The sequence below is a fragment of the Bacillus sp. Cr_A10 genome (assembly GCF_029222665.1).
Taxonomy (GTDB): Bacteria; Bacillota; Bacilli; order Bacillales_A; family Planococcaceae; genus Psychrobacillus.
On record NZ_JARHXR010000008.1, the window covers coordinates 118,076 to 129,695 of the forward strand.

An 11,620-nucleotide genomic window follows, 5' to 3' on the forward strand; every position below is an offset into this window, starting at 1 on the left:
GTTCTGTGACGAAAGAGTGGGATTTCCCGCTCTTTTCTGTTGTTATATAGAAAATATTGTTATATAGGAGGTATGTATGAGTAATATAACAAGTAAAATTGAAGAGCTTGTAACCCCGATTTTACAGGAGTTGAACTTAGAGCTTGTAGATATTGAATATGTCAAAGAAGGTCGCGATTGGTTTTTACGAGTATATATTGATACACCAGCTGGTGGAATTGATATCGAGCAATGTGCTCAAGTTAGTGAAAAGCTTAGTGAAAAATTAGATGTCGTGGATCCAATTAAAGAAAACTACTTTTTAGAAGTCTCATCACCAGGTGCAGAACGTCCATTGAAAAAAGATGCAGATTTTCTAAAAGCTGTCGGAAAATATGTTTATATTAAAACGTATGAGCCTGTAAATGGTGCAAAAGAATTTGAAGGGACATTACTTTCTTATTCAGATGATGAGGGTGCTTTAATTGAAGTGCGTGTGAAAACTAGAAGAGTTAAAATTCAAATTGATAAAGAGAAAATTGCGCTTGCTCGTTTAGCAATCGATTTCTCTGCATAATGTATATTGAGGAGTGATAGCTATGAGTAGTGATTTATTAGATGCGCTAACTGCGCTCGAACAACAAAAAGGAATTTCCAGAGATGTATTAATAGAAGCAATTGAAGCTGCATTAGTGACAGCTTATAAAAGAAATTTCAATCAAGCGCAAAATGTTCGTGTAGACATAAATTTAGCAACAGGTACTATGCTTGTGTATTCAAGAAAAGATGTAGTAGAAGAAGTAGAAGATGATCGTTTACAAATTTCTCTAGATGATGCAAGAGCTATTAACCCACACTATATAGTGGGGGATGTAGTAGAGGAAGAAGTAACACCTCGTAATTTTGGACGTATCGCAGCACAAACAGCTAAACAAGTTGTAACACAAAGAGTTCGTGAAGCGGAACGTGGTCTCATCTATGAAGAATATGTGGATCGTGAAGATGATATTGTCAATGGTATCGTTGAACGCTTAGATGCACGCAATATCTATGTTGGCTTGGGTAAAGTGGAAGCTGTATTACCAGTGAATGAGCAAATTCAAACTGAAACGTATCGTCCACATGATCGTATTAAAGTTTATATTACAAAAGTAGAGCGCACAACTCGCGGTCCACAAGTATTTGTATCTAGAACGCATCCAGGTTTACTTCGTCGTTTATTTGAAATGGAAGTACCTGAGATATTTGAAGGAATTGTAGAAATTAAATCGATTGCTCGTGAAGCAGGAGATCGTTCAAAAATTTCTGTATTTGCTCACAATGATGAAATTGATCCAGTTGGTTCTTGTGTTGGAGCAAAGGGTGCACGTGTACAAACAATAGTGAACGAGTTAAGCGGAGAAAAGATTGATATCGTAGAATGGTCAGAAGATCCAGTTGTCTTTGTTGCAAATGCACTTAGTCCATCCAAAGTGTTAGATGTACAAGTAAATGAGGAAGAAAAATCTACAACTGTTGTTGTACCTGATTATCAACTTTCTCTTGCTATTGGTAAAAGAGGGCAAAATGCACGTCTAGCTGCAAAACTAACTGGTTGGAAAATTGATATTAAAAGTGAAACGGACGCAAGAGAATTAGGTATTTATCCGAATGAGAATTCTCCTGAAGTTATTTTAGAAACTCTAGACGATGAAATGGATGACTTTGACTTCTATAAAGACGAAGAGTAAGCAAGGATGGTGAGTTTGGATGGCAGTTCAAAAGAAAATTCCATTGCGCAAATGTGTTGCTACAGGCGAAATGTATCCTAAAAAAGAGATGATTCGCATCGTCCGATCAAAAGAAGGAGAAGTTTCTGTCGATTTGACTGGTAAAAAGTCAGGAAGAGGCGCATACGTTTCAAAAACGATTGAAGCGGTAAATCAAGCTAAAAAGAAAAACTCCTTAGGTAATCATTTAGAAGCACCTATACCAAATGAAATTTATGATGAGTTAATCGTCATAATTGAAAGAGAAAAATTAAAATGACAGTAGAGCAACAAATAACACAATTATTAGGACTTGCAACAAGAGCGAGAAAAACTATTTCTGGTGAAGAATTAGTAGTAAAAGAAATAAGAAGCAAAAAAGCGAAGCTAGTCTTACTGGCTTCAGATGCTTCTCAAAATACTGCAAAAAAAATTAATGATAAATGTGCATCTTTTAACGTTGAGCTGCATGTCTTTGGAGACCGGCACGATCTCGGACATGCGACGGGAAAAGAGGCCAGAGTGGCAATAGCCATTATGGATGACGGTTTCGCCAAAAAACTGTCCGGCCTTCTCAACGAATATAACCGGGGGTGAGCTAATGACTAAAATCAGAGTTCATGAGTACGCGAAACAAATAGAAAAATCTAGTAAAGAAGTTATCGAGCAATTAGGAAAGCTTAATATACAAGTAGCTAACCATATGTCAATGCTTGAAGGAGACGCTGTAAAAAAATTAGATAGTGTTTACAAAAAATCAACAGAAACTACTAAAAACACTGCTCAATCAACACCACAGACTTCTACAAAATCACAACAAGTAGGACAAAACAATCGTACATCAAATCAAGGACAATCAAGACCATCAAATCAAGGACAATCAAAACCAACAGGGCAAGGTCAATCAAAGCCTTCAAACCAAGGTTCTAGACCATCAAATCAAGGTCAATCAAGACCATCAAATCAAGGTCAATCAAGACCATCAAACCAAGGGCAAGCTAGACCTTCTAACCAAGGACAATCTTCCCAAGGAAATACTTCCCAAGGATCAAACAATTATTCGAAAGATAAAAAACCTTTCAATAATAATCGTCCAGGAGGGCAAAACAGACCAGGTGGACAAAATCGACCAGGTCAAAAATTTCAAAAGAGAAGAAAAGGACCTACTACTCCTGTTCAACCACCAGTACCAAGAAAAGAAAGAGAACTCCCTGAAAAAATTACATTCACTGAGTCATTAACAGTAACAGAGCTAGCGAAAAAATTAGGTCGTGAACCATCTGAAATTATTAAAAAACTGTTTTTACTTGGAGTAATGGCAACAATTAACCAGGAACTTGACAAGGATGCAATTGAATTAATATGTGCAGACTATGGTGTAGAAGTGGAAGAAGAAATCAAAATCGATATCACTGATTTAGAAGTGCATTTCGAATCGACAGAAGATGATGAAGCTAACCTGAAGGAACGTCCTCCAGTAGTTACAATCATGGGACACGTTGACCACGGTAAAACAACTTTACTTGATTCTATTCGTCATACAAAGGTTACTGCTGGTGAAGCAGGTGGAATTACTCAACATATTGGAGCATATCAAATCGTTGATAATGGTAAAAAGATCACGTTCCTTGATACTCCTGGACATGCAGCCTTTACAACAATGCGTGCTCGTGGTGCTAAAGTGACTGATATTACCATTCTTGTAGTTGCTGCTGATGATGGTGTAATGCCTCAAACAGTCGAAGCGATTAATCATGCAAAAGCAGCCGAAGTACCAATTATTGTTGCTGTAAACAAAATGGATAAACCATCAGCTAATCCTGACCGTGTAATGCAAGAGTTAACTGAGCATGGATTAGTACCAGAAGCATGGGGTGGAGAAACAATTTTCGTACCAATTTCTGCTTTAAAAGGGGAAGGTATCGACAACCTTCTTGAAATGGTATTACTTGTTTCAGAAGTAGCAGAATTAAAAGCAAATCCAAAACGCCTAGCACTTGGTACAGTTATCGAAGCACAGCTAGATAAAGGTAGAGGTTCAGTTGCAACATTATTAGTTCAAGATGGAACTTTACGAATAGGTGACCCAATTGTAGTAGGTCATGCATATGGGCGTGTTCGTGCTATGGTTAATGATTTAGGACGTCGTGTAAAAGAAGCTGGCCCATCAACGCCAGTGGAAATCACTGGATTAAATGAAGTGCCACAAGCAGGGGATAGATTCGTCGTATTTGAAGATGAAAAAACTGCTCGTCAAGTAGGGGAAACTCGTGCATCACAAGCTCAAGTTAACCAACGTTCTGAAAAAACCCGTGTAACATTAGATAATTTGTTTGATCAAATGAAACAAGGGGAAATGAAAGAATTAAACATTATTGTTAAAGCAGACGTTCAAGGTACTGTAGAGGCAATGGCTGCTTCCTTGATGAAAATTGAAGTAGCAGGTGTAAATGTTCGAATCATTCACACTGGGGCAGGAGCGATTACTGAGTCGGATGTAACATTAGCAGCTGCTTCTAATGCTATCGTTATTGGGTTTAATGTTCGTCCTGATGTGAATGCAAAACGAGCAGCAGACCAAGAAGGCGTAGATATTCGTTTACACCGAGTTATTTATAAAGTAATTGAAGAGATTGAGTCTGCTATGAAAGGACTTTTAGATCCTGAATTCCAAGAAAAAATTATTGGTCAAGCAGAAGTACGTGAAACGTTCAAGGTTTCTAAAGTAGGAACAATTGCAGGGTCTTACGTAACGGAAGGTAAAATTTCAAGAGATAGTGGTGTTCGTATTATCCGTGATTCTATCGTTATCTTTGAGGGTGAATTAGATACGTTAAAACGTTTCAAAGACGATGCAAAAGAAGTTGCAAAAGGCTATGAATGTGGTATAACGATTAAAAACTTTAATGATATTAAAGAAAACGACATTATTGAAGCATTTATCATGGAAGAGATTAAACGATAATGATTGTATATGCAGAGTGTGAATACATCATTTCTACTGCACATTCCTTAAAAGAAAAAAGAGCTGTTCTTCAACGAATGCTCACAAGAACAAAACAAAAATTTAATGTTTCTATTGGAGAGTTGGATCATCAGGATGTATGGCAGAGAACATGTATTGGTATAGTGACTGTTGCCTCAGATAAAGTAGCAGCAGAGCGTGAACTAATGCATGCCATCCGCTATCTTGATTCTAACCCTGAGTGGGAACGTATTGAATTAAGAAAAGAATATTTATAATCAGAATATGAGGTGTAGCGATCATGTCTATGCGCGCAAACCGAGTTGCTGAACAAATGAAAAAAGAGTTAGGCGAAATTATTGTCCGAAAACTTAAAGATCCTCGTATCGGTTTTGTTACTGTAACGGATGTAGAAGTTACGGGAGATCTTCAACAAGCGACAATTTATTTAACTGTTCTTGGCGGAGAAACAAAACGTGATGATACTTTAAAAGCTTTAGAAAAAGCAAAAGGATTTATTCGCTCCGAAATTGGACATAGAATAAGACTTCGAATTACGCCAGAGCTACTATTTAAATTTGATGAATCTGCAGCTTATGGAAATCGTATTGATGATTTATTACGAGAAATTAACAAATCATCAGAAGAATAAAAAACAAGAGAAGTCTGCTTACTATAACAAGCAGACTTTTTTGTTGTAAATTATTGTTATAAGAGGTGAAAAGATGTATGAAGGTATACTTCCGTTATGGAAGGAAAAGGGGATGACTTCCCATGATTGTGTATTTAAACTGCGAAAAATATTAAAAATGAAAAGAATTGGACACACAGGTACGCTTGATCCAAGTGTCGAAGGTGTATTACCAATTTGTCTAGGTCAGGCTACTAAAGTTTCTGAATATATTATGGAGCAAGGAAAAACTTATATTGCCACAGTCAGTATTGGAGCTTCTACTACAACTGAGGATGCCGATGGTGAAATTGTTCACCACGATCAAACCGATAAACATTTTACTCGTGAACAAATTTTACACGTTCTGGATCAATTGACAGGTGAAATTGTTCAAACCCCACCCATGTATTCAGCAGTAAAAGTAAATGGGAAAAAGTTATATGAGTATGCAAGAGAAGGAAAAGAAGTCGAACGTCCAAGTAGAAAAGTTTCCATTTACCAATTAAATCTATTAGATGAAACAAAGGATTTCAACGGTAAAAATGTTTCCTTTTCAATAGTAATAGGTTGCAGTAAAGGTACGTATATTCGGACGCTTGCGGTGCAAATTGGTGAGCTATTAGGGTACCCTGCACATATGTCTTCCTTAGTTCGGACTGCTTCAGGTAGCTTTACAAAAGAACAATGTCTAACGTTATCAGAGGTAGAAATTGCTAAGGATGACGAGAGATTAAATGATTTTATGTTTCCGATAAAATATGCTTTGCAAAGTTGGCCAAGTATTGAGATTACAGCAGAAGTAGAAAAAAGTATAGAAAATGGACAGGTGATTAAAGCACATTCACTCCTTGAAAAAGTTGAAAAAATTGTATATACGCAAAATTCGGTACCTAGAGCAGTTTATGTAAAGCATCCAACAAAAAATGGTATGATGAAACCGGAGAAAATGTTTTCAACGGAAAAAGGAGATTAATATGGAAGTACATCACTTATCTTACCCAAATCATTTATTTGAGAATTTAAACAAGGATAGCTTCTCTTTAGCTATAGGTTTTTTTGATGGAGTACATAGAGGGCATCAAGCAGTTATTAAAGAAGCATACAAAAAGGCTAAAGAGCTTCATATCAAAACTGCTGTGATGACCTTCGATCCTCATCCATCTTTAGTACTTGGTAAAAGTAAAGAACAAGTATTTTATATTACTCCATTGGAGCAGAAAATAGAAATTCTAAAAAAACTAGATGTAGATACTTTATTTGTAGTTCGTTTTACTTCCGATTTTGCTAAGTTAACCCCAGCTGAATTTATTGAAGCTTTTATCAAAAAAGCAAATGTAAAGCATGTGACAGCTGGTTTTGATTTTACATTTGGAGCTTATGGTAAAGGGACTATGAAAGAAATGGATTTACTTGCTGAAGGAAAGTATTCTGTCTCAGTTGTCGATAAACAAGAAATGAATGAAGAGAAAATCAGTTCTACTCGAATTAGAGCTAATCTTAAAGCAGGTAACGTAGGAGAAGTTAAAGAACTTTTAGGTCGTCCTTTTACACTTTCGGGGGTAGTTATTCACGGAGATAAAAGAGGAAGAACGATTAATTTCCCAACTGCAAATGTACAACCAATAGAAGGCCAATATACGCCTGCAACGGGTGTCTACGCTGTGAAAATTAGAGTACAGGAAAATTGGTTTGAAGGTGTATGCAATGTTGGATATAAACCAACTTTTAACAATCCAGATGATAAAAAACTTTCGATTGAAGTACATATTATAGATTTCGATAAGTCTATTTATGGAGAAGAAGTCGATGTACATTGGTACAAGAGAATACGTTCAGAAAAGAAATTTAATGGCATAGAGGAATTAAAAGAACAGATTGCCAAAGATAAATTAGTTGCTATAAATTTTTTTAAAGAAAACGTATAAGTTGATTCTCATTCATTCCTATGGTATATTTTAAAAGTACAAAACTGTACTTAACCATTCCTTGGCTTTTTCGATTCTCCAACGATTGCTCAGGAACTGGGGATACTATGAAATTTTAGGAGGAAAATAACATGGCAATTACACAAGAACGCAAAAATGAACTTATCGCTGAGTTCAGAACTCACGAAAGTGACACTGGATCTGCTGATATTCAAATCGCAATTCTTACAGAAGAAATCAATTCTTTAAACGAACATTTGCGTACACATAAGAAAGATCATCATTCACGTCGTGGTCTTTTCAAAATGGTTGGACGTCGCCGTAACTTGTTAAAATACTTACGTGAAAACGAAGTACAACGTTACCGCGAGTTAATCGCTAAACTTGGTTTACGTCGATAATTATAACATGGAAGAAAGCGGGATTATTTTCCCCTTTTAGATTGTGACAAAAGTTTGTTGAAGTTTTTACTTCAGACTGGCTTGAAAACGCTTGTCAGTCTAGGCGCGCCAGCATGAGGCGGAAGCGAATTGAACTAATGGTTCATGAGCTTACAACGATATGCAAGGAACGAAGAATGAAAGCGTTTGTCATCAGTCTGAAAGCGGGATTCGTCCCGCTTTTTCTTTTGCATAAAATACTTCGCATAGTTTCGATATTTTTGATACACTACTTATGATACATATACTTTTATATGCCCTGTATAAGGAGTTTTTTTTAAGTTGAGAGGAGTTCTGATTAAATGAGTGAAAAGAAAGTGTTTACGTACGAATGGGCTGGCCGTACATTGCAAGTGGAAATAGGACAACTTGCAAAACAAGCAAACGGTGCAGTTTTAGTAAGATATGGTGATACAAGCGTATTATCAGTAGCAACTGCTTCAAAGAATCCTAAGAATCTGGATTTCTTCCCATTGACAGTTAATTATGAAGAAAAATTATATGCTGTTGGTAAGATTCCTGGTGGATTTATTAAACGTGAAGGACGCCCTTCTGAAAGAGCAATTTTAACTAGTCGTTTAATTGACCGTCCAATTCGTCCTTTATTCCCAGATGGATTTCGTAATGAAGTTCAAGTAATTTCAATGGTTATGTCTGTCGATCAAAACTGCTCATCAGAGATGGCGGCAATGCTCGGTTCCTCTTTAGCACTTAGCGTATCGGATATTCCATTCGATGGACCAATAGCTGGAGTTCAAGTAGGTTTAATTGGTGATGAATTTTTCATTAATCCAACTGTTGAACAAATGGAAAAAAGTATATTAGATTTAACTGTCGCAGGAACAAAAGATGCGATAAACATGGTAGAAGCAGGAGCGAAAGAAGTTTCTGAAGAAGTTGTGTTAGAAGCAATTATGTTTGGTCACAGTGAAATTATAAAACTAATCGAATTCCAAGAAAAAGTTGTTGCAGAGATAGGTAAAGAGAAAAAAGAAATTCCTCTTTTTGAATTGGATAAAGAACTTTTTGTAGAAGTAAAAGAAATTTGTGAAGCAAAACTTGTACAAGCAATACAAGTGCAAGAAAAACACGCTCGTGAAGATGCTATTACAGAAGTAAAAAATGAAGTATTAGATCAATATACAGAAAAAGAAGCATCGGAAGAAACTTTAAAACAAGTTCGCGAAATTTTGGATGCGATGGTTAAAGAGGAAGTTCGCCGTTTAATAACAGAAGATAAAATTCGTCCAGATGGTCGTGGAGTAGCTGAAATTCGCCCTCTATCTTCTGAAGTAGGAATTTTACCTAGAACACATGGTTCAGGATTGTTCACTCGTGGACAAACACAAGCTTTGAGTATTTGTACTTTAGGACCGCTTGGCGATGTACAAATTATCGATGGACTTGGTTTAGAGGAATCAAAACGTTTCATGCATCATTATAATTTCCCGCAATTTAGTGTTGGTGAAACTGGACCGATTCGTGCTCCAGGTCGTCGTGAAATTGGACATGGCGCTTTAGGCGAACGAGCTCTAGAAGCAGTGATTCCAGATGAAAATGATTTCCCATATACACTTCGATTAGTTGCAGAAGTATTAGAATCAAATGGTTCTACATCTCAAGCAAGTATTTGTGCTTCTACACTTGCAATGATGGATGCTGGTGTACCTCTTAAAGCACCAGTTGCAGGTATTGCGATGGGTCTTGTCAAAAAAGGCGAGAACTATACAATTTTAACGGATATTCAAGGTATGGAAGATCATCTTGGAGATATGGACTTTAAAGTAGCAGGAACATCTAAAGGTATTACTGCGCTTCAAATGGATATCAAAATTGAGGGTCTATCAAGAACCATTTTAGAAGAAGCTCTTGAACAAGCTAAAATTGGACGTATGCAGATTTTAGAAAGCATGCTTTCTACTATTAGTGAACCTCGTGAAAAGCTTTCTAAATATGCACCTAAAATTTCTGTTATTAAAATTAACCCTGATAAAATCCGTGATGTAATTGGACCAGGTGGTAAACAAATTAATAAAATCATTGATGAAACTGGGGTAAAAATTGATACAGAGCAAGATGGTACAATTTATATTGCTTCAGCAGACGAAGATATGATTGCTCGTGCAAGAGAAATTATAGAGAATATTGTTCGAGTTGCACAAGTTGGTGAATACTATTTAGGTAAAGTGAAACGTATTGAAAAATTCGGTGCTTTCCTAGAAATATTCAGCGGAAAAGATGGATTACTTCATATTTCGGAAATTCAAGAAGAACGTACGAAGAATGTGGAAGATGTCTTAAAAATTGGCGATGAGCTTTTAGTAAAAGTTATAGAAATCGACAACCAAGGCCGTGTAAATCTCTCTAGAAAAGTAGTAATAAAAGAAGAAAAAGAACGTGCAGAACAAAAAGAACAGTAATGAAGTAAGAAAGGTTTCCAATAATCAGCAGTAAGTAAATGGATATCCACAGGAGGCAGTTCTTTAGTCGCTGTGGGAATTCCGTTAGATCTCGAGCAGACTTGGAGGCTTGACAGATAATAAGTAGAAGAGTATAAAACGTTCCAACACAAAGGGTTGACCGTAGTTAAGTTTCTACGGCAACCTTTTTGAATGTTTGAATAATATAAATAGGGGTGTTGTTAATTTGATTAATAAAATTACTTGTGAAAATGGACTTCGTATTGTTTCTGAACATATTCCACATGTACGCTCTGTTGCTGTTGGGATATGGGTACAGGCAGGTTCGAGAAATGAACTGCCAGAAGAAAACGGGCTAACTCACTTTATTGAACATATGCTATTTAAAGGTACATCTTCAAGATCTGCAAAACAAATTGCAGAAGAATTTGATCGAATCGGCGGTAACATAAATGCATTTACATCTAAAGAAAATACTTGCTACTATGCAAAGGTATTGAATCACCATGCGACGCATGCAGTAGAAATACTTGCCGATATGTTTTTTAATTCTACTTTTGACTCAAATGAAATCGATAAAGAAAGACAGGTAGTTCTTGAAGAAATAAATATGGTGGAAGATACACCTGATGATATTGTTCATGAATATTTATGGAGAGCTATGTACGAAGACAATCCTTTAGGTTCACCAATATTAGGGAAAGAAGAGACTTTAAACAGCTTTACAAAAGAATCTATTTTATCCTATATGAAAAAACATTATATACCTGAAAATATTGTCGTTTCCGTAGCAGGTGACATACAAGAGGGATTATTAGAATATATTGAATCGCTATTTGGACATTTTAAGGGTGTAAACTCACAAGTTGCAACGCTTGAAATACCAAAGCTCAAAGCTACTTATACAGAAAATTCCAAAGAAACGGAGCAAGCACATATTTGTTTAGCTTATCCTGCTTTAAGTGTAAAAGCGGACAATATTTATAGTCTCGTTGTATTGAATAATATTTTGGGAGGCAGTATGTCCTCTAGACTTTTCCAGGATATCCGTGAGGATAAAGGGCTTGCTTATTCAATCTACTCTTACCATTCTGCATACGAAGATACTGGAGTACTTGCAATATATGGTGGAACTTCTAGTAATCAATTAACGGAATTAAAGAATTGCATTTTCGATACAATTCAAACAATTGTAAAGAATGGAATGACGGAGACTGAGGTTACAAATTCAAAAGAGCAATTAAAAGGAAACTTACTACTTGGTTTAGAAAGTACAAATTCACGAATGAGTAGGAATGGAAAAAATGAGCTCCTTTTTGGAAAACATCGTTCCTTAGATGAAGTGAGTGAAACAATTGATGAAGTAACACTGGATTCGGTCCAAGAGCTTGCAAAAGAAATATTTGCCCATGAGCCGGCTATTTCTATAATAATGCCTAAAAAAGTCGATTAGATATCGACTTTTTTTCT

Annotated in this window: 12 protein-coding genes; all 12 read left to right on the forward strand. The window is 36.2% G+C overall.

The features are described from left to right. The first annotated feature begins 76 nt into the window (after nt 1-76). The 12 genes from rimP to P2Q73_RS06350 all read left to right on the forward strand — a co-directional run bounded on the left by rimP (nt 77) and on the right by P2Q73_RS06350 (nt 11,603). Nucleotides 77-556 carry a ribosome maturation factor RimP gene (rimP, locus tag P2Q73_RS06295; protein WP_056829311.1) on the forward strand — a complete coding sequence of 160 codons (480 nt, stop codon included), beginning with the start codon at nt 77-79 and terminating at the stop codon, nt 554-556. A gap of 22 nt (nt 557-578) precedes the next feature. Further along, nucleotides 579-1,709, forward strand: a complete 1,131-nt coding sequence (nusA, locus tag P2Q73_RS06300; protein WP_053589943.1) for a transcription termination factor NusA — start codon at nt 579-581, stop codon at nt 1,707-1,709. 19 nt (nt 1,710-1,728) lie between these two features. Beyond that, nucleotides 1,729-2,007, forward strand: a complete 279-nt coding sequence (gene rnpM / locus P2Q73_RS06305) for an RNase P modulator RnpM (protein WP_056829313.1) — start codon at nt 1,729-1,731, stop codon at nt 2,005-2,007. Further along, nucleotides 2,004-2,324, forward strand: coding sequence for a YlxQ family RNA-binding protein (locus P2Q73_RS06310; protein ID WP_053589941.1), 321 nt, complete (start codon nt 2,004-2,006; stop codon nt 2,322-2,324). Before rnpM ends, P2Q73_RS06310 begins: the two co-directional genes overlap by 4 nt. 4 nt (nt 2,325-2,328) lie before the next feature. After that, entirely contained in the window at nt 2,329-4,692 is a 2,364-nt protein-coding gene (gene infB, locus P2Q73_RS06315; RefSeq protein ID WP_275785009.1) for a translation initiation factor IF-2, read from the forward strand. Next, nucleotides 4,692-4,970: a DUF503 domain-containing protein gene (locus P2Q73_RS06320; RefSeq protein WP_053589939.1), complete on the forward strand. Its 279-nt coding sequence runs from the start codon at nt 4,692-4,694 to the stop codon at nt 4,968-4,970. Before infB ends, P2Q73_RS06320 begins: the two co-directional genes overlap by 1 nt. Before the next feature lie 23 nt (nt 4,971-4,993). Then, on the forward strand, nt 4,994-5,344 hold the full coding sequence (rbfA, locus tag P2Q73_RS06325; RefSeq protein WP_053589938.1) for a 30S ribosome-binding factor RbfA: 351 nt from the start codon (nt 4,994-4,996) through the stop codon (nt 5,342-5,344). Nucleotides 5,345-5,417: 73 nt separating this feature from the next. Continuing rightward, nucleotides 5,418-6,338, forward strand: a complete 921-nt coding sequence (gene truB, locus P2Q73_RS06330) for a tRNA pseudouridine(55) synthase TruB (RefSeq protein ID WP_275785012.1) — start codon at nt 5,418-5,420, stop codon at nt 6,336-6,338. A 1-nt stretch (nt 6,339) separates the two neighbouring features. After that, a complete protein-coding gene (gene ribF / locus P2Q73_RS06335; RefSeq protein WP_275785013.1) occupies nt 6,340-7,290 on the forward strand; it encodes a riboflavin biosynthesis protein RibF in 951 nt (316 codons plus the stop codon). A gap of 131 nt (nt 7,291-7,421) precedes the next feature. Beyond that, the gene (gene rpsO, locus P2Q73_RS06340; RefSeq protein WP_053589935.1) at nt 7,422-7,691 is read left to right on the forward strand and encodes a 30S ribosomal protein S15; all 270 of its coding nucleotides are present in this window, start codon (nt 7,422-7,424) and stop codon (nt 7,689-7,691) included. Between the two features lie 341 nt (nt 7,692-8,032). Then, the gene (pnp, locus tag P2Q73_RS06345) at nt 8,033-10,150 is read left to right on the forward strand and encodes a polyribonucleotide nucleotidyltransferase (protein WP_053589934.1); all 2,118 of its coding nucleotides are present in this window, start codon (nt 8,033-8,035) and stop codon (nt 10,148-10,150) included. Between the two features lie 226 nt (nt 10,151-10,376). After that, nucleotides 10,377-11,603 (forward strand): M16 family metallopeptidase, encoded by a 1,227-nt coding sequence (locus P2Q73_RS06350; protein WP_275785014.1) that lies wholly within the window; start codon nt 10,377-10,379, stop codon nt 11,601-11,603. Nucleotides 11,604-11,620: the final 17 nt, after the last annotated feature.

Coding starts and splice junctions, on each gene's coding strand:
- rimP (WP_056829311.1), top strand. CDS start 77: ATGAGTAATATAACAAGTAAAATTGAAGAGCTTGTAACCCCGATTTTA.
- nusA (WP_053589943.1), top strand. CDS start 579: ATGAGTAGTGATTTATTAGATGCGCTAACTGCGCTCGAACAACAAAAA.
- rnpM (WP_056829313.1), top strand. CDS start 1,729: ATGGCAGTTCAAAAGAAAATTCCATTGCGCAAATGTGTTGCTACAGGC.
- P2Q73_RS06310 (WP_053589941.1), top strand. CDS start 2,004: ATGACAGTAGAGCAACAAATAACACAATTATTAGGACTTGCAACAAGA.
- infB (WP_275785009.1), top strand. CDS start 2,329: ATGACTAAAATCAGAGTTCATGAGTACGCGAAACAAATAGAAAAATCT.
- P2Q73_RS06320 (WP_053589939.1), top strand. CDS start 4,692: ATGATTGTATATGCAGAGTGTGAATACATCATTTCTACTGCACATTCC.
- rbfA (WP_053589938.1), top strand. CDS start 4,994: ATGTCTATGCGCGCAAACCGAGTTGCTGAACAAATGAAAAAAGAGTTA.
- truB (WP_275785012.1), top strand. CDS start 5,418: ATGTATGAAGGTATACTTCCGTTATGGAAGGAAAAGGGGATGACTTCC.
- ribF (WP_275785013.1), top strand. CDS start 6,340: ATGGAAGTACATCACTTATCTTACCCAAATCATTTATTTGAGAATTTA.
- rpsO (WP_053589935.1), top strand. CDS start 7,422: ATGGCAATTACACAAGAACGCAAAAATGAACTTATCGCTGAGTTCAGA.
- pnp (WP_053589934.1), top strand. CDS start 8,033: ATGAGTGAAAAGAAAGTGTTTACGTACGAATGGGCTGGCCGTACATTG.